The sequence below is a fragment of the Desulfocucumis palustris genome, from assembly GCF_002933875.1.
Lineage (GTDB): Bacteria > Bacillota > Desulfotomaculia > Desulfotomaculales > Desulfocucumaceae > Desulfocucumis > Desulfocucumis palustris.
In genome coordinates, this window is the sequence record NZ_BFAV01000126.1 from 19,837 (window position 1) to 41,774 (window position 21,938).

A 21,938-nucleotide genomic window follows, 5' to 3' on the forward strand; every position below is an offset into this window, starting at 1 on the left:
GACTATGACCACAACAGCTCTTAATCCCGGAACCTCTCCGGCCCCTGAATTTCTTGCGGGCCGGAAAGAAACAGTCAGGCTGTATATCAATGACCGGGAAGTAACGGCTGAAAAAGACTCCAATATACTTGAGGCGGCCAGGGCGGCAGGCATTAAAATACCCAGCCTCTGCTACATAAAGGATATAAATCAGGCTGGCACCTGCAGGGTATGCCTGGTGGAAGTGGAGGCCGGTGGAAGAAGAAGCCTCCAGGCTTCCTGCGTTTACCCGGTCAGCGAGGGACTCAAGGTATACACCGATTCCCCCAGGGCCAGGCGGGCCCGGAAGCGGGTGGTGGAGTTGATGCTGTCGGACCACGACATGCAATGCCTGACCTGTGCCCGCAACCTTAACTGCGAACTGCAGAAGCTGGCCGACGAAATGGGCATACGAAAAATAAGGGTCTCCGGAGAGCGAAAGAGATATCCCTTGCAGAACAAAAACCCGTTTATAGTGCGGGACTATAATAAATGCGTGAAATGCCGCCGCTGCGAGGCCGTATGCCGGGAAGTGCAGGGTGTGAACGTTTATTCCGCCAAAAACAGGGGTTTTGAAACTGTAATAGCACCGGCCTTTATGAAGGATCTGGGAAAGGTGGACTGTATCAGCTGCGGGCAGTGTGTTATGAACTGCCCCACCGGTTCGCTTTCTGAACGGGAATATATTGATGATGTCTGGAGGGCCATAGAAGATCCCGGAAAATATGTGGTGGTACAAACCGCTCCAGCCATACAGGTAACCCTTGGGGAAGCCTTCGGTCTTCCTCCCGGCTCCAGGGTAACCGGCAAGATAGCCGCCGCCCTGCGCAGGCTTGGCTTCGACCAGGTTTTTTCCACGGAATTCGCAGCGGATCTTACCATCGTGGAGGAAGCCCACGAACTGCTGGAAAGAATGGAAAAGGGCGGCAAACTGCCCCTTATTTCCTCCTGCAGCCCCGGCTGGGTAAAATACTGCGAACACTTTTACCCGGAATTCATTGAAAACCTCAGCACCTGCAAATCTCCCATGGAAATGTTCGGAGCCCTGATTAAAAACTATCTTTCCGAAAAAATAAAAATAAATCCCCAGGAAATGGTGGTGGTGGCTGTCATGCCCTGCACCGCCAAAAAATTTGAGGCTGCCCGGCCGGAAATGATCACACCCGGAGGCCGGGATGTGGATTACGTTCTGACCACAAGGGAGTTAGCCAGGATGATACGCTCCGCCGGGATAAGATTTGATGAACTGCCTGATGAGGATTTTGACCGGCCGCTGGGCTTTGCCACCGGGGCCGGCGCCATTTTCGCGGCAACCGGGGGTGTTACCGAGGCGGTTATCCGGACGGCCCTTGCCCTTACAGGCTCCGATGAGCCGGGCGGCAGACTGGAATTTAAAGAGGTGCGGGGATTAAGGGGCATTAAAGAAGCCACTGTGGACATTAAAGGCAAGCAGCTAAAACTGGCGGTGGCCCACGGGACCAGGAACGCCAGGAGGCTATTGGAAAAGATAAAGGGTGGAGACCAATACCACTTTATTGAAATAATGGCCTGCCCGGGCGGTTGCGTGGGCGGTGGAGGACAGCCCATTCCGGAAAAGAAAAAGCCGGAGAATGCCAACCGGGAACAGGCGAAAATAAGGGCTAAATCCCTGTATCAAATCGACCTTAACAAAAAACTGAGGAAGTCTCACGAAAATCCGGCAGTTATCCAGCTTTATAAGGAGTATCTGGGACACCCGCTGAGCCCCAAAGCCAAGGAACTGCTGCACACCGGTTATACTCCCCGGGGCAGGGCCCGGGGAAAATGGCTCCATTAAATTTTGCCGGGGAACAGGCTTATTCAAGCCTGTTTTTTGCGAGTAATATTTAATTATATAATAATATGGGTTCTATAATATAACCCATTCAAACCGGATAGGAGTATAATATTCTCCAACAACATTTATTGAAAGGAATGTCTCATGGATAACCGTTACCCCGTCATGCCCGGAGGAATCGCAGGCAACAGCAATATGCTGGCCGTCATAAAATCAAATGGTGAACTGAACAGGCTCTTTTGGCCCAATATTGATTGGGGACAGCATATGGGTGTTTTAAAGGTCGGCCTTCAGGAACCGCCTCAGCCCACCCTGTGGCTGGATAGCGCAGGCTGGGAATACAGTCAGCAGTATGTTGACGGCACCAACATACTGGTAACAGCTATGAGCAATCATGAAAACGGCATTAAAATTGAGCTGACTGATCTGGTATTGCCACACCGGGATATTTTGCTCAGATCGTATAAAATTAAAAATTTGTTTAATCACCGGAGAGATTTTAAATTTATAGTGTATTGCTCCTTCACAATTAACGAGTCGGAAATACAGGACGGAATGTACGTGGAGCCGGATAAGGGATTTCTAATTCAGTTCAGGAGAAACGTATACCTGGGACTGACCCTTGAGGGGAAAAAACCCTTTGGATTTCACTGCGGAAGAAAAAACGCCCCGTCAGACCCCTTTGAGACGGCCTCCAGGGGAGAATTCTGGGGAGGCATGGATAATATTAAAAGCAGTTCCGGCGCCCTGGGCTGGAATATAGACACCTTAAATCCGGAATCCGAAGAAAGGGTGACCCTCTATCTGGCAGCGGCTCACGACGACTATTCACTGAACTCCACCTTGTCCGGAATTGCCGCCGGGGATTACTCCAGCCACTATGATGAAACAAAAAGCTATTGGAACGGCTGGCTGGCCTCCTCCCCCCGGGTCGCCGGCCCGGAAACGCAGCCCTTTGCTCTTTATAACAGGTCGCTGCTGGCCATAAAACTCATGTCGGACAAAGAAAACGGAGGTTCCCTGGCCGCGCCGGAATTCGATTCCAATTATACGGCTTCCGGCGGTTACGGCTACTGCTGGCCCAGGGACGGCATGTTCGTGGCCGCCGCCCTTGACGAGGCGGGTTTTCACCATGAGGCGGGCCAATTCTACCGTTTTGCCTCCCGGGTGCAAAACCCCGACGGCAGCTGGAACCAGAGATATTTTCTCAATGGCGACTGGGCGCCCACCTGGGGCCGGCAAATAGATCAGGCGGGAGCCGTGCTCTGGGGATACCACCACCATTACCTGCTTACCGGCGACAGGGGCTTTTTGGATCAAATCTGGACTTCCCTGGTGGCCGGGGCTGATTATCTGGCGGCAAACCTGTCGCCAGATAACGGCCTCCCCATACCCGGCATGGATTTGTGGGAGGATGAGTTCAGCCAGAACGCATACGCCGCCGCGGCTGTTTGGGGAGGCCTGAACAAGGCCGCCGCCCTGGCCGGGGTAAAAAATGAAGCGGAACTGGCCGGCAAATGGGATGCCGCGGCAAAAAAAGTTAAACAGGGTATTTTAAAGCACCAGTGGTCTGAGGAACTGGGCACTTTCACCAGGGCGATCAACAGAAAGGTCTGCCTGGAGGAATATCAGTACGCCAGGGAGCAAGGACTGCAGGCCAGCGAAATAAAAATGCCGGGGATACCCAATATTTGCTATATGGTCCCCAGGGACAACAGGATTGACAGCGCCCTGCTGGGCCTGTGCTATCCCTTCGGCGTTCTTCCGCCCGGCGACCCGCGCATGTCGGCCACAGTGGAAAAAATAACGGAGCACCTGGGAAATCATCAGGCAGGAGGACTCCACCGCTACCAGTGGGATGGGTACGCAGGCGGCAACCCCTGGGTTTTATGCACCCTCTGGCTTTCAATATATATGTCCCTCAAGGGGGAAAGAAAAAAAGCCGAAGAATTAATCAGGTGGGCGGAAAGAAACTCCTCACAAACAGGGCTTTTGCCGGAGCAGGCGGATAAAAACACCGGCGGGCCGGCCTGGGTGCTACCGCTGAACTGGTCTCACGCCATGTACGTTCTGGCCTGCCTGGCTTACAAAGGCAAACTCAAAGGGATAAACTAAACCTTCCAAATACCGCCCCAATTTTGACCGGCAAAGGAGACGGCTCCCGGACAAAGGTGGAAGGAAATATATGTTTTGGAATTAGTTTTTTTGTGGGGGAGATTATATGAATTTTAAAGATATTAAACTTCCGGATGATAAAACACTGATACTGGGAGTGATCAGGGACGCCGACAATGCCCTTGATTTCGATACCATCGCCAAAAGATCAGGATATACCCGGGATATGCTGGAGCCCGTAATTTTAAGCCTTGTAGCCGAAGACAGAGTAGTGACCTTTGAGAACGACCGGACAAAACCTCTGGAGATTAGGAGGTTCCATACAAATCTTAATGACCCTCCCGGCGCGGACGCCCTGGTGGCGGAACATTTATGGGAACTCTCCGCTTCGGGGCTGCTGTATTTCGCATACGGCTGCGACCTGGACCCGGAACAAATGTACTTAAAACGCTGCCCGGGCAGCCATTACCTTTGCCGGGCAGCCCTGGACGGTTTCAGATTGGCCTTCGACCGGTATTCAGCCGAATGGGGCGGGGGGCAGGCAAGCTTCAGGCGCTGCGAAAACAGCACCGTATGGGGGGCTTTATATCACGTTAAGCCGGAGCACTGGAGCGCCCTGGACAATGTGGAAGTAACACCCTACTGCAGAAGGGTACGGGTGCCTGTAAAAACCTCCTTCGGGCTTTTTTGCGCCGAATGCTATCAGTCCTTTCCCGCAGAAATAGCCTTGCCTTCAAAAAAATACCTTGATAAGATAATATCCGGCGGGCACTTTTTCGGACTTCCCCAAAAATATCTGCGGCTTGTGGGCTCAATACCGGTGGCAAACGATTCAAAGGCAGCTTCCGGAGCTTAATTTTAAAGGGTGGCAGGTTATTTCCCAAAAGGTATGGAATAGCTGCATAAAAGTACATAATACCGACAGGAAGTGATTATTTGAAAATTGACGTTGATTTATTTGTTAAAGAGCGCCAGGATGAAATTCAAACCCTGGTGAACCTCTGCCTGAATAAAGCCGGCGACGCCATACAAAAAAAAGTGGCTTCAGAGGAAATAAGCGCCAACATTCAGGATGTTCTGCCCCTTTTACTTTATGAGGTGCTTGCCGCCAACACCGTGGCCACCCTGAGGCTGGTTGCGGAAATGATTAACCACGCGGAGGAGAATATGTCCCCGGACAACAGTTATGATAACCATTAAAATGTATCTGGCCTTTCTTGCACTGGCAGGAGCCCTTGCCTTCCTGGCAGGTTTTTATTCAACCCGGGGTCAGGCTCTTAACTTATTAACTTATATATTAAGTTTTTTTTCAACCCATAAAAAATAAAATCAGGGCCGTCCCCAATATAAGGGTGACGGCCCTTCGTTTATTCATTAATAGGTGAAGGTAAAGCTATCCATTACCTTGCTCAAAGGTCTTGATTGAAGAAAATTGTTGGGAACCCAGGACTCAAAGAAATATAGCGCACCGTTTGTGGGGTCCCAGCCGTTTAAGGCGTCCCGGGCCGCATTCATGGCCGACTGGGAGGCAGGCTGATTAATCCATCCGTTCAAAACCGGCTCAAATTGATATTTGCCGCCGTTGTCAACCTGGTATACAACCCCTGGTATAGTATCCGGAAACAGTCCGCTCCTGGTTCTGTTCAGGATCACGGCGCCCACCGCAACTTTTGTTTCGTACGACTCTGAATCCGCTTCCGCTGAAATTATCCTGGCCAGCAGGTCGAATTCGGATCTGGACGTGGAATTGCCGGCATAGCCGCTTCTGCTGGGAGAAGACTGGGCCTGTGCCGTACCGCCGGTGCCTATTGCCAGCACCTGTCCGGGATATATGTAGGAATTTTTCAGGCCGTTATCCTGCATCAGCTTATTTACGGTAACGCCGAATTTTTTGGAGATATTGTACAGGCTGTCTCCGGGTACTACCGTGTATTTTAATCCATTTTCAATGTTCAGCCGCTGCCCGGGATATATGCTGTCGCTCTTCAATCCGTTAGACTCTTTTATCCTCTGGTAGGTCACTCCATATTTTTGTCCGATGGTATAAAGGGTTTCCCCCGGCTCTACAACATGGCTAACGGCATTGGCCGCACCGGGTAGCATAATAAAAACCGCCAGGCACAGTAAGGTAAGCATCTTCTTCGTCGCTTTCAAGTTGTCAGCCCTCCCGTACTGCCTCCGGGGTTAGTTGATGGATTCGGATGGGAGTCACCCTACCACGGCCCCTTATAATTCACCTCAACTTTAAAGGCCGCGGATTCACCCCGCTTGTATTTATTCCCCCGTACCCTGTATTTAAGGGATTCGGCCTGATTAATGGTTGTCCGCCTATAATTATACAAGCCTGCCGGTTGTTAACCAAGCTGTAAAACATGGTAACTCAATGCTGCCTGGCCCTTATTTTGTCATTTATCCTTTCCATGAGGTAAACCGTGGAAAAAACGTGGTGCAGCCTGGCCAAAAGTCCCTCCAGGGAAGTGTCCAGATTGTAAATTTCCGGCGCTATAACCAGCTCCACCCCATACTCCACTTCCATTCTTTCCTTCATCCTTCGGAGTATCTTATTCCTGGTCTCCCCGTCGGCTATTTCAGTCCATTTGGTGCTGTCCGGCACTTCTATTCCCGGTGAATACTCATTAATAATGTCTTTAAAGCATTGCTTGAAATTATCAAAAGAAGGTCTTTCCTTACGCATGATGACATCTCTCCCCCATTAATTTTATGGCAATGGGCAGGTCCGCCTCCGCCAGGTCATATTTTAACAAACTGTTTAGGGAAACCCATTGAAAATCATTACAATCCCTGGGAGAGGGGGTACCCCCCGTCCTCCGGCACAGGTAGGCAAGCAGCAGTATGTTTCTATCACCATAACTGTGGGCAACCGCGGTAAAAATTTCCTTCACCTGAATATCAATATCAAGTTCTTCCTTAATCTCCCTTGCCAGGCATTCCTCGGGAGTTTCACCGGCCTCCAGCTTCCCTCCGGGAAATTCCCATTTTAAAGATTGTTGCGCGCCACTTTTTCTTTGAGCCAGCAATACCCTGTCATTGTCCAGAATCAGGGCCGCGGTTACAGCTGTATACAGCACTTCTTCCTCCAAATTATACGCTATTTTCCATAATAACCTTTATGCCAAGGCCAATTACCCGTTTTTTTCAAACTTATACGGTATGTTCCCCAATCAAACCCTTTTTATGGGTTCGACAAAACCCTCCGGGTCCACAGTGCTGTTCATCCCGCCGGACAGGACACGCACCCTCTGCAATACCCTTTCCCTCTGTTGTCCCTGTAGAATGTGGGTTTGCGCATTTATAATTTCAGTTGGTATTATCCTGGCCCGGCCAATTTTTTTATTTTCCGCTTCAACTTGAATTATCATACCTTCCCGGGCCCTGGTGGATGAAGGTGAAAAAATGAAATTCCCCGCACTGTATGCTATCATTTTGTTTTTATAGAACTCAACGCCCTGAATCACATGGGGGTGATGCCCCAAAACCACATCCGCCCCGGCATCCACCAGCATATGGCCGAAGCCCACATCCTCCTTGCGGGGATAATCGGCCATTTCTTTGCCCCAGTGCAAACTTACCACCACGAAATCCGCCCGGCCTGCCAGGGATTTAACAGAATCCTTAACCGGCCCGGGGTCATACCCGCTGGCTATCCCCAATCTTTTAGGCCCCGCGGCCCAGGAAGCACGGGGCAAAACCCTGCTGAAAGCCAGAAAACCCACCTTTAAGCCTTTCTTTTCAACAATCACGGGCATGGTCGCACAGTTTACATTCATGCCCGCTCCGGTATAAGCCAGACCGTAGTTGTCAAGATGAACCAGAGTGTCCTTCATGGCCTCGGGACCGAAATCCAGAACATGGTTGTTGGCCAGAGTAAACACGTCTATTCCCGCTCCCTGAACACCGGCCAGCACCCCGGGAACAGCCCTGAAGGTAAATTGCTTATCCGGTTCGGGACGTCCCCTTGCACTTATACAGCACTCCAGGTTAGCCGCTGTGACATCCCCTTCTTTTAATAATCCGGCCACCTTTTCCCAGGGATAGTCCACACCGTTCATTGTCATAACCCGGCCGACTCCGGAAGCCAGCAGCACATCCCCCGCAAGGTTCAATAATACCGGACTGTTTTTATTATTATCATTTATTATATCTTCATTACTATTAACCGCCGCCGGAACAGGCACCGGCTCACCGCCGGATAAAGCTGCCACATAAAAACAGGCGGCCGCCATAAAAAACAAAGCAATAATTAAGATTGCTTTTTTTATATTTTTCACTCCCTTACACCATCTGTTTTCCCCGATAATCTCTATAAACCAATATTACTTTTGCCCTTATACAATATTTTTTACCAATAGAAGAAAATCCTGCTCAATATCTATAATTCATTTATAATTAAGTTGCCTCAGGAGTTTCCCCTTTTGGCAAACACTGAGTATAATAATTACATAAATACTAATGTTTTGGAGAAATGATATTTATGACCATGGATAATTTACCCGAATCGGAAAAGGCTTACCTGGTAGGTGTGGAACTAACCGGAGAAAATGCCCTGGATATAGAGGAATCCCTGAAGGAACTTGCCATGCTGGCGGAAACGGCAGGCGCCCGGGTGGCGGGAATCTCCCTCCAGAAAAGGTCGCGGCCGGATGCGGCAACCTTCATCGGCAGAGGTAAGGTTGAAGAAATAAAGGCGGCAATTCAGGATTTGCAGGCCAACCTGGTGATTTGCGACCGGGAACTCTCCCCGGCCCAATTAAGAAATCTCGAAAATTCACTGGATGTAAAGGTAATTGACCGGACCCAGTTGATACTGGACATTTTTGCACGCAGGGCCAGAACCAGAGAGGGTAAATTACAGGTGGAACTTGCCCAGCTTAATTATATTCTTCCCCGGCTGACCGGTATAGGCATACAGCTGTCCAGGCTGGGAGGCGGCATAGGCACCAGGGGGCCCGGCGAAACCAAACTGGAAGTGGACCGCCGGAAAATAAGAAAAAGAATAGCGGACCTCCGTCATGAAATAGACCAGGTGAAAAGACACCGTAATTTGCTGCGCAGCGGACGTAAAAAGGTGCCCTTCCCCCTGGTGGCCCTAGTGGGTTACACCAACGCGGGAAAATCAACCCTGCTTAATACCCTCACCGGGGCTGACGTACTGGTGGAAGACAAATTATTCGCCACCCTGGACCCCACCACCCGCAGGGTGGTGCTCCCGGACAACCAGACTATACTATTGACAGACACGGTGGGTTTTATCGGCAACCTGCCGCACCACCTGGTGGCTGCCTTCCGGGCCACCCTGGAAGAAGTAATTGAAGCGGACCTGCTGCTGCACGTGGCGGACATCTGCCATCCCAATATTGAAGCCCAGGTAAAATCCGTGGAAAAAGTGCTGGAATCCCTGGAGGCAATAGCAAAACCCACCCTTATGGTATACAACAAAATGGACCGACGGGACCGGGAATGCCGGCATAACCTGCCGGCGGACAGGGAAGCTGTCTTTATATCAGCCAAAACCGGCGAGAACATAAATGAATTATTAAAAAAAATTGCCGTTATATTATCCGGCGGCAAAATAATTAAAACTTTCTTTGTACCCTACGACAAATCGTCAATACTGCCTTTAATCCACGAAAACGCCAGGATACTGAGCCAGAAACACCTGGCGGACGGGGTTGAAGTGCACGTGGAAATACAGCAACTCTGGGCCGCAAGAATAGCTGCCAAAATGCGACAAGGGGACGGTTCTCAGGTGTCGCAAAAATTAATTCGGGATTAATAGATTGGAAACCCGGTACGGTCAGGATGCAAATAACTTAATAACTCAGGTACCCGATACCGTCAGGATGGCTGCTTAGCCGTTCCAGGCCCGGGGAGGTGACTACGAAGGTATTTTCAATTCCCACGGCGCCCTCTCCGGGGAAGATGAATTTGGGCTCCAGGGCGATGACCATTCCTGCTTCCAGAGGGGTTTTTACTCCCCTGGCCAGCACAGGCAATTCGTTTAATTCGATACCCACTCCATGGCCCACAAATGACACCTGCTGCCCAAACCCCATGAAATTATCGGACAGACCGGCCTTTACGGCCATTGCCAGGGCGCTTTCGTATAATTCTTCACCGGTGACTCCGGGCTTTGCCTGTTCCGCCAGGGAATTTTGTATATCCACCGCGGTCCGGTGCGCCCTTTCCAGCTTTTCAGCCAGGCAACCGGCCACGAAGACCCTGGACATATCCACGCAGTAGCCGTCGAAGGCCCCCACGTAATCCACCATTACCGGCTCATTTATGCAAATCACCCGGCGGCCCGAACCAAAGGGAAAGGAGGGGTTCAGCCCCGGCCCGCCCAGCGGCCCGTCAAAATGGCTGGCAATCCCGCCATTTTCCCCGGACAAAAGGCACCCGTAATGAAACTCGTTGTTAAACCCCCTCACCCGGACCGCACCCTGATGTCCCCTTCGCCTGGCGGCGGACTCCAGCGCCCCGGCTATTTCGCACTCTTTTTTGCCCGGGGCGATTATGCCGGGAAGTTCCTGGAAGAAATCGTCGGTCAAGGCTGAGGCTTTTTTTATCAATTCAATTTCATAATCTGATTTTACGGCCCTTTGCTTCCTGATTAGCCCGGAGCAGTCCACCAGCCTGCTGTTTTCAAAAATTTTATTAATATCAATGTACATTTGGGCGGTGATAACATCCAACTCTAGTCCCAGAACGCCGGGAAGGGTGTATCCTCTTTCATTCAACAACTGTGGTATTTGTTTGATATTTTTTATTTGTATTACATTATCAAGGGAAGAGGCTTCGGCTGCCCGGCGGTAATTTTTCCTGATGAACAACAAGGGGTTTCCCCGGGAGGGTATATAAAGGGCACCGTTTTGAAATACACCGCTATAGTAAAACATGTCGCTGCTCTGTAATATAAGCGCCCCTTCCATCAAATTCCCGTTCATGAGGTTCTGCAGAGCCGCTATTCTGGAGTTAATTTCGCTCTCAGGGGTATAAAACATTTATAGTCCTCCTTTTTTGTAAATTTCAAATTTTCTGTCTTCAACCCATTCAAAAAAAGGCAGGCCCGCATACTACCAGGCCTGCCACAAATCTATGCGGCCGCTCCCAAAAATCTTCGCCCGGCAAATCAGTAGCCGGTGGTCAGGCAACGGTCATTGGGAATTATTATCCATGACCCTGTCTTCCGGCGGACCAATTCTTCCCGGCATCCGACTACTGACTACTGAATTGCCACGCTCATTTCTGGCCGGCCCATTGAACTCCTTCGATTACTTGTTTTTAAATTCCGGTTTACGCTTGTTAAGGAAAGCGGAAATGCCTTCTTCCCTGTCGTTTGTGGTAAAGACCAAACCGAAGAGGTCGGCTTCATGGATGAAAGCTTTTTCCAGATCCATTTCCAGTCCTTCATTTACAGCTTCTTTGGACAGCCTTACGGCAACAGGGCCCCTGGCCGCTATCCTTCTGGCCATGCCCTTGCAGAAATTAATCAGTTCCTCCGGTGCCACCACATGGTTCACCAGACCTATTTTATGTGCCGCTTCAGCGTCATACATGTCGGCGGTGAAAAGAATCTCCTTGGCAACGCCCGGATTAACCAGCCTGGTAAGGCGCTGGGTGCCGCCGAATCCGGCAATAATGCCCAGATTTACTTCGGGCTGGCCGAATTTTGCATTTTCCGAAGCCACCCTGATATCGCAGCTCATGGCCAGTTCGTTGCCGCCGCCCAGTGCGAAACCGTTAACCGCTGCAATCACCGGTTTGCCCAAATTTTCAATTTTACTGAAAACCTGCTGTCCCTTGCGGGCGAAATTTTTAGCTTCCATAGGGGTCAATTTGCTCATAAAAGCTATGTCGGCACCGGCCACAAAGGATTTTTCACCTGCTCCGGTCAGTATTATTACCCTTACCTCATTATCCGCCGCCAGTTGTTCCATTATTTGTTCCAGTTCGCTGACAACAACGTCGTTTAAAGCGTTCAGCACTTTGGGCCTGTTGATGGTAACCAGGGCAATATTATCTTCCTTTTCCAGCAATAAAGCTTCAAAAGCCATTTACCGCACCTCCAAATACGAATCTGTTCCGGGGGTATTTCCGGGGATTGAGCATTATCTTCGCTTTATGCTCACCAACCCTGTTTGCCTAAGCCAGGCATATACTTTTCAACAAAATACTAGTACTGGTAGAATCCCCTTCCGCTTTTACGTCCCAGCCATCCGGCGGCAACGTATTTGCGGAGCAGCGGGCAGGGACGGTACTTGCTGTCACCCAGGCCTTTATGAAGCACTTCCATTATATAAAGGCAGGTGTCCAGTCCAATCAGGTCCGCCAGGGCAAGGGGTCCCATGGGGTGATTCATGCCCAGTTTCATAACCTGGTCCACAGCCTCGGGGGTGCCGACACCCTCGTACACGCAATATACGGCTTCGTTTATCATGGGCAGCAGTATGCGGTTGGCCACAAATCCGGGAAAGTCGTTTACTTCCACCGGCACCTTGCCCATTTTTTCGCTCATTTCCTTAACTGCGGTATAGGTTTCATCAGAGGTGGCCAGCCCGCGAATCACTTCCACCAGTTTCATTACCGGAACGGGGTTCATAAAGTGCATGCCGATAACCTTTTCCGGCCGCTTGGTAACGGCGGCTATTTCCGTGATGGGCAGGGATGAGGTGTTGGTGGCCAATATGGCATGGGGCGGGCAGGTTTCATCCAGGGTTTTGAATATGTTGCCTTTTATATCCATATTTTCTATGGCCGCCTCGACAACCAGATCGCAGTCTTTAGCATCCCCCAGGCTGGTGGAAGGTATAACCCTTTTCAAAATAGCATCCTTCTGCGCGTCGTCCAGCCGGCCTTTGCTTACATCCTTGGTCAGGTTCTTTTCTATGTAATTCATGCCGCGCTGTACAAATTCATCTTTAATATCGTTTAAAATCACTGTGCAGCCTGACACCGCCGCCACCTGGGCAATACCCGAGCCCATCTGGCCGGCTCCCACTACCATTATCTTTTTAATTTCCATTTCGCACCCTCCCGTACTTTTGTTAATTACGCGCAAATCGTTAATTAAAAACTTTTGTTGTAAATATCTAAGGTTAAGGCCGGGGCTAAACGCTTTCAACCACCATGGCTGTTCCCTGGCCTCCGCCTATGCACAATGTTGCCAGGCCGTATTTGCTGCCCCTGCGCTTCATTTCGTGTAACAGTGTTACAAGTATCCTGGCCCCGCTGGCTCCGATGGGATGACCGATGGCCACGGCGCCGCCGTTCACGTTTACCTTGTCCATGGGCAACTCCAACTCTTTAATAACCGCGCAGGCCTGGGCGGCAAAAGCCTCGTTGGCCTCAATCAGATCCATGTCCGATACGGTAAGGCCCGCCTTGGCCAGGGCTTTCCTGCTGGAAGGTATGGGGCCCAGGCCCATGTACGCCGGGTCGACACCGGCGGTGGCGGTTGATTTTATCACAAACAGGGGCTTAAGACCCAGTTCTTTGGCTTTTTCCGCGGACATAACAATGGCCGCGGCCGCGCCGTCATTAATTCCCGAAGCATTGCCCGCGGTTACCGTTCCGCCTTTTTTAAAGGCCGGAGGCAATTTCCCCAGGGCTTCCATGGTTGTTCCCCGGCGGGGAAATTCATCGGTGTCAAACACAATGGGGTCGCCTTTTTTCCGGGGAATTATCACGGGTACTATTTCATCCTTAAATCTGCCCGCATCAATTGCAGCCACGGCCTTTGTCTGGCTGGCCAGGGACAGGCTGTCCTGATCTTCCCGGGTAATTCCGTATTTCTCGGCTATGTTTTCAGCAGTTATACCCATGTGTATATTGTTAAAGGCACACCACAGGCCGTCCTTTATCATTTCGTCAACCAGTTTGCCGTCTCCCATGCGGTATCCCCAGCGGGCCTTATCGATCAGGTAGGGAGCCGCGCTCATGTTTTCCATTCCGCCGGCTACCACTATATCCGCCTCTCCAGCCCAGATTTGCTGTGCGGCGGTTCCAACCGCCTTCAGACCGGAGCCGCAAACTATATTCATTGTCCAGGCGGGCACTTCCTGGGGAACACCGGCCTTTATGGACGCCTGACGGGCGGAATTCTGCCCCAGACCGGCCTGCAGCACATTGCCGAATATAACCTCGTCAACCAATTTGGCGTCAACATTTGCTCTTTTTAATGCCTCTTTAATAACCAGCGCCCCGATTTCCACCGCAGATACGCCGGTCAGCGCTCCCTGATATTTGCCCACCGCGGTGCGGGCGGACGCCACAATTACTGCTTCACGCATTACTTAGCCTCCCTCTAAATTGGAAACATTTCTTTCATAGTTGCAAACCACAAACTGGCACCCCCCCAAGCGCCTGTTTACGGTGGAAACCATCCGCTCCGGCAAATGACCTTCATTTGCCGGAGCTTATAAACCTGGAGTCAGTTCCTTCCGAAAATTGTACCTAACCTTCCATTGCCGGGCATTCTTCCAAAGTTGTCAAGAAATATAGATTCTAAACAACCAGGAAGATTTGTCATCCATCCTTACAGGCTTTCCTTCAATATCTCGCTGATATCCTTAACCGTCATCACATCGTCCTTGTTCAGGTTCTTGAGGCTATCCTCCAGCATTACAATGCAGTACGGGCAGGCGGTGGCAATAACCTGGGCCTCTTTTTCCGCCGCTTCCTTGACCTTAACATCGGAAAACCTCTGGCCGGCCTTGGTTTCCATCCATATCCTGGCGCCCCCGCCGCTGCAGCACAGGCTGTTGTCCTTGTTGCCGTCAAATTCAACCAGCTGCAGTTCGGGCACGGCGCCCATCAGATTCCTGGGCGCGTCAAAGGCCTTGCTGTGCCTGCCGAGATAGCAGGGCTCGTGATATACCACCTTGCCGTTTACCGGCTTGCTAAGCTTTAATTTACCCTGGGCCAGGAGCTCATCCAGAAGCTGGGTATAGTGGTATACTTCAAACTCTCCGCCGAATTCCGGATATTCATTTTTGAAGGTGTAGTAACAGTGGGGAGATGTGGTTATTATCTTTTTAACTCCCTTTTTGTTATACAAATCGATATTGTACTCAGCAAGTTTTGTAAATTCTTCTTCAGCACCTATTTTCCTGACCGATTCGCCGCAGCACTGCTCCTCAACACCGATTACCCCAAAGCTCACACCCGCCGCCTTCAGCAGTTCCACTACCGATTTGGCAACCTTTTGGCTGCGTCCGTCGTAGGCGCTGGTACAGCACACAAACAGCAGATATTCCTTATCCGGGGTATATTCCGGCACTTCCATGTCTTTCATCCAGGCGGCCCGCTCACTGCGTTCCTGGGACCAGGGGTTGCCCTGGCTGTTGATGCTGCCTATTACCGCCTTTAAATTCTTGGGAATTCCGCCGGTTTCGGCAATAACGCTGCGCATGGAACGCACCACTTCGGGAATTTTTATACCCCTGGGGCACCTTACGGCGCACTGGTTACAGGTTGTGCAGGCAAAAAGAAAGTCGTCGGACTCATAACCGTCGTATCCCAGCCTGCCCATGTGGAACATGGACCTGACGTTGAATTCCGATTTTTCCTCCATTCTGCCCCAGGGACAGGAGCCGGCGCAGACACCGCACTGCATGCACTTTTGTATCTCTTCGCCGCCAGACATTACAATGGCTTCCCTGACCTCATCGAAAACCATAAGTTCTGACATGGGGTTTCCTCCTCGCTTATAGCCCGGGTAATACCTGTTAATCGGCAGATTAGCAGGGTATTGCCCCTTTTTTTATATTTTAACAGATTTGGACGTTCCTTCGGGGAATTTTAGTGTACCCTTTATATATTAAAAGAGAAACCACCGGAAAACCCCAGTTTTGACTGTTGACTTTCAAACAAGGAGGGTTTGGGTAATCAATGTCATCATAAAATGAGGCTCCCGATGGTTTCTAAAATAACACCAATTTGCGGCCCCCTTTTTTAAGGGGCCGCAGAGGGGTAACATGAGTTATGCCAGAAGTTTTTTGAGTTCCTCCTTCAACAGGGGCACCACGTCGAAAAGGTCTCCCACGATACCATAGTCGGCAACTTTGAATATATTGGCTTCCGGGTCCTTGTTGACTGCCACTATGCATTTGGAAGAACTCATCCCGGCCAGGTGCTGAATGGCCCCGGAAATACCGCAGGCGATGTATAGCACCGGAGAGACTGTTTTACCGGTCTGGCCCACCTGGAAGGAGTGGGATTTCCAGCCGGCGTCCACCGCCGCCCTGGACGCGCCCACCGCGGCGCCCAGCACATCGGCCAGTTCTTCCAGCAGGGCGAAATTTTCCGGACCCTTGATGCCCCGGCCGCCGGATACTATGATATCCGCCTCTGTAAGTTCCGGCCGGGTGCTGATTTGCTTCACTATGTCCTTTATTACCTGGCGAATGTCGCCGGTATTTCCGCCAACCGGCACGGCCTGCGCGGCCCGGCCCGCCTGGGGTGCGTCCGCGGCCAGCACGTTGGGGCGAATTGTGGCCATAACCGGCCTGGCTTCGGGGCACGCCGCCTTAACTATGGCTTTGCCCGCGTAAACCGGGCGGGTAAATACCAGTTGTCCGTCTTCCAGGGCCATGTCGGTGCAGTCCGTCATCAGGCCCGTGCCCAGACGCTGCGCCACCTGGGCCGCCACATCCCGGCCGGAGGCCGAGCAAGCCAGCAATATTGCCGTGGGCTGGTGCTCTTTGGCCAGGTCCGCCAGTATGTTTGTATAAGCGTCGGTGGTATAATTTTCCAGAGCTTCGGAATCCACAGTGTATACCTTGTCCGCTCCGTACTCGCCAAGCTTTCCTTCCAGGCCGCTGACGCCTTTGCCCAGCAGCACCGCGCACAGTTCTTCACCCAGGCTGTCGGCCACTTTGCGGCCGGCGCTCAACAATTCATAGGTTACCTTTTTAATTTCGCCATCCCGCTGTTCTGTAAAAACCCAGATCCCTTTTGCCATATTATTTAAAACCTCCTGTCCGGTCGGTAAATGTTTTTATTATATAACCTTTGCTTCTTCCCTCAAGAGCCTGGCCAGTTCCTTCGCGGCTTCCGCGGGTTCGCCGGGTACTAATTTGCCGGCTGCCCGGGCCGCGGGCAGGGAATAGCTCAGCGCTTTTACCTTGGGAGCCGCCTGTGCCGCATCCAGGCCGATGTCGCCCAGCCCTATTTTTTGCATGGGCTTTTTCTTGGCCTGCATGATACCCTTCATGGACGGATAGCGGGGCTCTATTTCTCCCTTTTGGGCTGTCAGCATGGCAGGAAGTTTTACTTCAATTACGGCGCTGCCTCCATCTATATCGCAGGTTACCACCGCCTTGTCCTCTTCCACCTCGGCCTGGGTTACCATGTTCACCACGGGAACACCCAGTATTTCCGCCACCCTGCCGCAAACCTGGCAGGAGCCGTCGTCAATGGCTTTAAAGCCGCCCAGAAGAATGTTGTATTCCAGTCCGCCGATGGCCTTGGCCAGTATGGTGGCGGTGGTGTACTCGTCAATTTCATCGGCGCCGGGATCAACCAGAACCGCCTTGTCAGCTCCCATGGCCAGGGCCTGGCGCAGGGCGTCCTGCACTTCAGGGCCGCCGACGCTTACCACGGTGACCTCACCCTTGAATTTTTCCTTGATGCGCAGGCCCAGTTCCACGGCGTACTCATCATAGGGGTTCATTACCAGGCTTACGCCCTGTTTGTTTATTTTATTACCGTCCAGGCTGATTTTAGCCTCGGTGTCAAATACTTGCTTCATCAAAACTACTATTTTCATTTTGTTCCTCCTTTGCTAACTGCTCTGCTGACTGATGCCCAGTGCTTATAAAAGGTAAATAACCATCACTGCCTTTATTTCAAAACACTTGCCGCGATAACAATACGCTGTACTTCACTGGTGCCTTCATAAATTTCTGTAATTTTAGCGTCACGCATCATGCGCTCCACGGGATATTCCCTGGTATAACCATAACCGCCGTATATTTGCACGGCCTTTGTGGTAACCCACATCGCGGTCTCGGCGGCATAGAGCTTGGCCATGGCCGCCTGTTTTGAATAACTCTCATTATTGTCCTTCAGCCAGGCAGCCTGATACACCAACAGTCTGGCAGCCTCAATCCTTGTGGCCATATCCGCCAGCATCCACTGAATACCCTGGTTTGCCGAAATGGGTTTTCCAAACTGCTCGCGAATCTTACTGTAATTCAGCGCGGACTCATACGCGCCCTGGGCGATTCCCAGCGCCTGCGCGGCTATACCGATACGCCCGCCGTCGAGGGTCTTCATTATTACTTTAAAGCCCTCGCCTTCCTTGCCAAGAATGTTCTCTTTGGGAATACGGCAGTTTTCAAATACCAATTCATAGGTCGCGGATGCCCTGATGCCAAGTTTGTGTTCCTTTTTACCGAAGCTAAATCCGGGCGTTCCCTTTTCCACCACAAAGGCGGATATGCCCCTATGTTTTAATGCTCTGTCGGTGGCGGCGATGATTACGTAAATATCGGCATAATAACCGTTTGTGATAAATATTTTGCTGCCGTCAAGAACATACTCATCCCCGTCAAGAACGGCCGTTGTTTTCAGAGAACCCGCATCCGATCCCGCACCAGGCTCGGTCAGCCCCATGGCGCCGATTTTTTCGCCGTTTGCCAGCGGAACCAGATATTTTTGCTTCTGTTCTTCTGTTCCGAAAGCATATATGGGCCATGCACAAAGAGAAGTATGCGCCGAAACAAGCACACCGCTGGAAGCGCATACACGGCTGAGTTCCTCCACCGCAATGGCGTAACTGATGTTATCCATTCCGGCTCCTTCATATTCATCAGGGTAAGGCACCCCGGACAGGCCCATTTCAGCCATTTTGCCCCACAGATCCCAGTCATACTCTTCTTTTTCATCCATTTCCGCAGCCTTGGGGGCAATCTCTTTTTCTGCAAAGTCCCTTACCGTTTTTCTCAATAATTCCTGTTCTTCAGTAAGTTTAAAAATCATTACAACTCCTCCTTGTTTTAACAGAGATACGCTATCACGTTATCTCCGGTGCTTTACAAAAGAAGAGAAGCAAAAAACATACCACGCCCCTTAAGCCTGCCGGAACTCCCTCCCGGCGGCGGTTTTCAGGGGTCTTTTGCCGACTTCGGCCTCAGCCGCGCAGCATTGTGGTGCAATAATTATTGACACAAGCAGCGCTTTAATTACTTCAATTCCCTATCTCTTTTCCTGTCCTACCGGGGTGCAATATTGTTGAAAAATTTAAACAAATATTTATATGTCAGCTTTTGTTTACACTCCCGGTATAATTAATCACCTCCCCAACAATGGGACAAACCTTATTTGTTGCTTCAACTCCTTGCTTTACTTCAAAACAATCTCAGAAGGAATATCCCCAATTTTTTGACAGGTGCAACCCTCCTTGGAATATGTTTGCTAAATGACTGAGCATTCAGTCATTATAATTAAAATATTTCAAATTCATTGAATCGTCAATAGCAAAAAGCAATTTCAATCACCATTTAAAGATTATAGCAACCGTTTAAGACACGATTTCAACCATCCGCTCCTGATTTTTAACCACTGGGGTTTTTCGGCGGAAATGGCTGGTGGCCGGTACATCCCGGTTGCCTTTATTAATACAATTAATCCACACCTTGAGACTTATTTCGCGGTTGCGCCCCCTGACAATGCATTATTGCATCGTCAATGACGTTTTACATTGGTTATTAATTTTACACGGCTCCCAATATTAATTAATAAAAGCCGATGCTAAATTGCATCATATGGCAAAATATAATTGCAGTACATAATGTAATGCAAAATTTGTGCAATACATCCCGGGGCAATACAAAACCCTCAAAAAACCGCCTCATTTCAAGACTAAAAGAGTGGTCCATTTTTATACAATAATTTATTGCGGCGCTCCATTTGTGAACATTTGCACATGCCAGGCAAAAAAATAACCGGCAGCTTTGCCGGTTAACAATTTAATTTTTCTCTCTTCTTCTTTTTTCTATTTCTTACCCCACTCTCTTTCTCTTAACTCAATCCTGCGGATTTTGCCGCTCACAGTCTTCGGCAGCGATTCCACAAACTCAATCTTTCTGGGGTATTTGTACGGGGCGGTAACCCTCTTGACATACTCTTGCAATTCTTTTACCAGTTCATCCGAGGGTGTATATCCGGGGGCAAGCACCACGAAGGCCTTAACCACCTCGCCGCGCAATTCGTCGGGACTGGAAACCACCGCCGACTCCGCCACCGCGTCATGCTCAAGCAGGGAACTTTCCACCTCAAAGGGTCCTATGCGGTATCCGGCGGCAAGAATAACGTCGTCGGCACGGCCCACGAACCACAGGTAGCCGTCTTTATCTTTATATGCCCGGTCACCGGTGAGGTACCAATCGCCCCTGTATACGCCGGCGGTTTTCTCAGGGTTTTTCCAATACTCTTTGAACAAGCCGACCGGCCGTACCGGTTTTACCCTGATGGCAATGTCACCCTCGGTATCCGAAGGCAGGATGTTTCCGTCCTCGTCAATGATCTGGATATCAAAACCCGGTGAGGGTTTGCCCATGGACCCGAAGCGGGGTTCAATGCAGGGGTAGCTGCCGGCCAAACACACGGTCTCGGTCTGGCCATAACCGTCCCTGATTGTTAACCCGGTGGCTTCCTTCCAGGTATCTATAACCTCGGGGTTAAGCGGTTCGCCCGCACCCACGCAATGCCTCAAGGTCGGGTATTTATAGGCTTTAAGATCTTCCAGCACCAGCATCCTGTAGTTGGTGGGCGCCCCGCACATGGTGGTTATAGGGTATTTGCCCAATATTTCCAGGGTTTTCTTGGTATCAAAACGCAGGCTGTGATGAACGAAAATGGCGGCGCCCATGTTCCAGGGGCCAAAGAAGGAGCTCCAGGCAGCCTTTGCCCAACCGGTGTCGCTGAGGTTCCAGTGGAGGTCGTCCGGTCCCAGGTCAAGCCAGAAGGTACCGGTAATTTTATGCCCGATGGGATAAGAGGCATGGGTATGAACGGTCATTTTGGGATAGCCGGTGGTGCCGGAGGTGAAGTATAATATGGCGTTGTCGTCACTTCTGGTGTTTACGGTCTCAAACTGCTCCGGGGCCGGCGCAAAAAGATCCGCATAGTTTAACCAGCCGTCCCTGTTTTCTCCGACAATTATGCGTGATTTCACCGTGGGGCACTGGGCGATGACTTCGTCCACTTTCGGGGCAAGGGCATTGTCGGTGATAACGCATACCGCGTCGGAAGCCTGGAAGCGGTACATAAGGTCCTTTGCGGTCAACTGGGTTGTACCGGGGCTGACCACCGCGCCCATCCTGAGGCAGGCTATGTTTAACGCCCACCATTCAATCAGCCTGGGCAGAATGATTATTACAACATCACCTTTTTTCACGCCCTGGGCGGACAACATGTTGCAGACTTTCCTGGAATCGTCGCACAGTTCTTTGAAGGTTTTTTTGATTTCATTGCCGTAGTCATCTATCCACCACATAGCAAGTTTGCCGGGATCTGAAGCCCACTTGTCCAGTACGTCCCTGGCAAAGTTAAAATACTCCGGTACTTCCAGTTTAAATTCGGCATAAGTTTTGTCATAGTCGGTCATATTGTGCTGGGCCATCTGTCAGTCCTCCTTAAATATTTGAGTTTAAACGGAGGCGGGATTATGACGTTATTAAAACATCTATTTTATCTGTATAACCCGCCGGACACTGGAACTTTAAAATGCAAATACTTTGCCAAGATTCTGACATTTAAAAATAATCCCAATTAGCCCGTTATTCTTGAATTTTTTGAAATTTTTCAGTTTGCTGACTTATCATAAAATTGTAAACAATAGTATATATAATAAAACAAAAATATGAGGCACACCCAATTTATTGGACCCGCCCCATATGTAAACATGCATTTACATGTCTTTTTTTATTGCAAAATACAGCCTTTGTCGCTTTTACATCAACGT

The 21,938-nt window shown here is 50.5% G+C and carries 18 protein-coding genes and 1 riboswitch; of the genes, 5 read left to right on the forward strand and 13 right to left on the reverse strand.

All coding sequences use genetic code 11. The features are described from left to right. Positions 1-4 precede the first annotated feature (4 nt). From DCCM_RS10585 to DCCM_RS10600, 4 genes are all read left to right on the forward strand, one after another. The gene (locus DCCM_RS10585; protein WP_104372368.1) at positions 5-1,834 is read left to right on the forward strand and encodes an NADH-dependent [FeFe] hydrogenase, group A6; all 1,830 of its coding nucleotides are present in this window, start codon (positions 5-7) and stop codon (positions 1,832-1,834) included. 144 nt (positions 1,835-1,978) lie between these two features. After that, the gene (locus DCCM_RS10590) at positions 1,979-3,949 is read left to right on the forward strand and encodes a glycoside hydrolase family 15 protein (protein ID WP_104372369.1); all 1,971 of its coding nucleotides are present in this window, start codon (positions 1,979-1,981) and stop codon (positions 3,947-3,949) included. Positions 3,950-4,055: 106 nt separating this feature from the next. Continuing rightward, on the forward strand, positions 4,056-4,805 hold the full coding sequence (locus tag DCCM_RS10595) for a gamma-glutamylcyclotransferase family protein (protein WP_104372370.1): 750 nt from the start codon (positions 4,056-4,058) through the stop codon (positions 4,803-4,805). A gap of 80 nt (positions 4,806-4,885) precedes the next feature. Beyond that, the gene (locus DCCM_RS10600) at positions 4,886-5,149 is read left to right on the forward strand and encodes a hypothetical protein (RefSeq protein ID WP_104372371.1); all 264 of its coding nucleotides are present in this window, start codon (positions 4,886-4,888) and stop codon (positions 5,147-5,149) included. 174 nt (positions 5,150-5,323) lie between these two features. Here DCCM_RS10600 and DCCM_RS10605 read toward each other — a convergent pair whose 3' ends face one another. The 4 genes from DCCM_RS10605 to DCCM_RS10620 form a co-directional block, all read right to left on the reverse strand. Then, positions 5,324-6,103 (reverse strand): LysM peptidoglycan-binding domain-containing protein, encoded by a 780-nt coding sequence (locus DCCM_RS10605; RefSeq protein WP_231702742.1) that lies wholly within the window; start codon positions 6,101-6,103, stop codon positions 5,324-5,326. 4 nt (positions 6,104-6,107) lie between these two features. Continuing rightward, positions 6,108-6,269, reverse strand: a riboswitch (cyclic di-AMP (ydaO/yuaA leader). Positions 6,270-6,329: 60 nt separating this feature from the next. Continuing rightward, entirely contained in the window at positions 6,330-6,644 is a 315-nt protein-coding gene (locus DCCM_RS10610) for a hypothetical protein (protein ID WP_104372373.1), read from the reverse strand. Beyond that, a complete protein-coding gene (mutT, locus tag DCCM_RS10615) occupies positions 6,637-7,038 on the reverse strand; it encodes an 8-oxo-dGTP diphosphatase MutT (protein ID WP_307718813.1) in 402 nt (133 codons plus the stop codon). The genes DCCM_RS10610 and mutT overlap by 8 nt, the downstream gene beginning before the upstream one ends. A gap of 93 nt (positions 7,039-7,131) precedes the next feature. Further along, positions 7,132-8,238: a CapA family protein gene (locus DCCM_RS10620; protein ID WP_104372374.1), complete on the reverse strand. Its 1,107-nt coding sequence runs from the start codon at positions 8,236-8,238 to the stop codon at positions 7,132-7,134. Positions 8,239-8,441: 203 nt separating this feature from the next. Between DCCM_RS10620 and hflX the strand changes: the two genes are divergently transcribed. Next, entirely contained in the window at positions 8,442-9,743 is a 1,302-nt protein-coding gene (gene hflX, locus DCCM_RS10625; RefSeq protein ID WP_307718814.1) for a GTPase HflX, read from the forward strand. Positions 9,744-9,780: 37 nt separating this feature from the next. Here hflX and DCCM_RS10630 read toward each other — a convergent pair whose 3' ends face one another. The 9 genes from DCCM_RS10630 to DCCM_RS10670 form a co-directional block, all read right to left on the reverse strand. After that, on the reverse strand, positions 9,781-10,971 hold the full coding sequence (locus DCCM_RS10630) for a M24 family metallopeptidase (RefSeq protein WP_104372375.1): 1,191 nt from the start codon (positions 10,969-10,971) through the stop codon (positions 9,781-9,783). A 270-nt stretch (positions 10,972-11,241) separates the two neighbouring features. Continuing rightward, a complete protein-coding gene (locus tag DCCM_RS10635) occupies positions 11,242-12,024 on the reverse strand; it encodes an enoyl-CoA hydratase-related protein (RefSeq protein WP_104372376.1) in 783 nt (260 codons plus the stop codon). 119 nt (positions 12,025-12,143) lie between these two features. Beyond that, positions 12,144-12,992 (reverse strand): 3-hydroxybutyryl-CoA dehydrogenase, encoded by an 849-nt coding sequence (locus DCCM_RS10640; protein WP_104372377.1) that lies wholly within the window; start codon positions 12,990-12,992, stop codon positions 12,144-12,146. A gap of 85 nt (positions 12,993-13,077) precedes the next feature. Continuing rightward, positions 13,078-14,259 carry an acetyl-CoA C-acetyltransferase gene (locus DCCM_RS10645; RefSeq protein WP_104372378.1) on the reverse strand — a complete coding sequence of 394 codons (1,182 nt, stop codon included), beginning with the start codon at positions 14,257-14,259 and terminating at the stop codon, positions 13,078-13,080. Between the two features lie 245 nt (positions 14,260-14,504). Further along, positions 14,505-15,659, reverse strand: a complete 1,155-nt coding sequence (locus tag DCCM_RS10650) for a (Fe-S)-binding protein (protein ID WP_104372379.1) — start codon at positions 15,657-15,659, stop codon at positions 14,505-14,507. A gap of 291 nt (positions 15,660-15,950) precedes the next feature. Then, positions 15,951-16,931 carry an electron transfer flavoprotein subunit alpha/FixB family protein gene (locus DCCM_RS10655; protein WP_104372380.1) on the reverse strand — a complete coding sequence of 327 codons (981 nt, stop codon included), beginning with the start codon at positions 16,929-16,931 and terminating at the stop codon, positions 15,951-15,953. 39 nt (positions 16,932-16,970) lie between these two features. Further along, positions 16,971-17,738 (reverse strand): electron transfer flavoprotein subunit beta/FixA family protein, encoded by a 768-nt coding sequence (locus DCCM_RS10660; RefSeq protein ID WP_104372381.1) that lies wholly within the window; start codon positions 17,736-17,738, stop codon positions 16,971-16,973. 74 nt (positions 17,739-17,812) lie between these two features. Continuing rightward, entirely contained in the window at positions 17,813-18,952 is a 1,140-nt protein-coding gene (locus DCCM_RS10665; RefSeq protein WP_104372382.1) for an acyl-CoA dehydrogenase, read from the reverse strand. Positions 18,953-19,967: 1,015 nt separating this feature from the next. Further along, positions 19,968-21,596, reverse strand: a complete 1,629-nt coding sequence (locus DCCM_RS10670; RefSeq protein WP_104372383.1) for an AMP-binding protein — start codon at positions 21,594-21,596, stop codon at positions 19,968-19,970. Between the last annotated feature and the right edge of the window lie 342 nt (positions 21,597-21,938).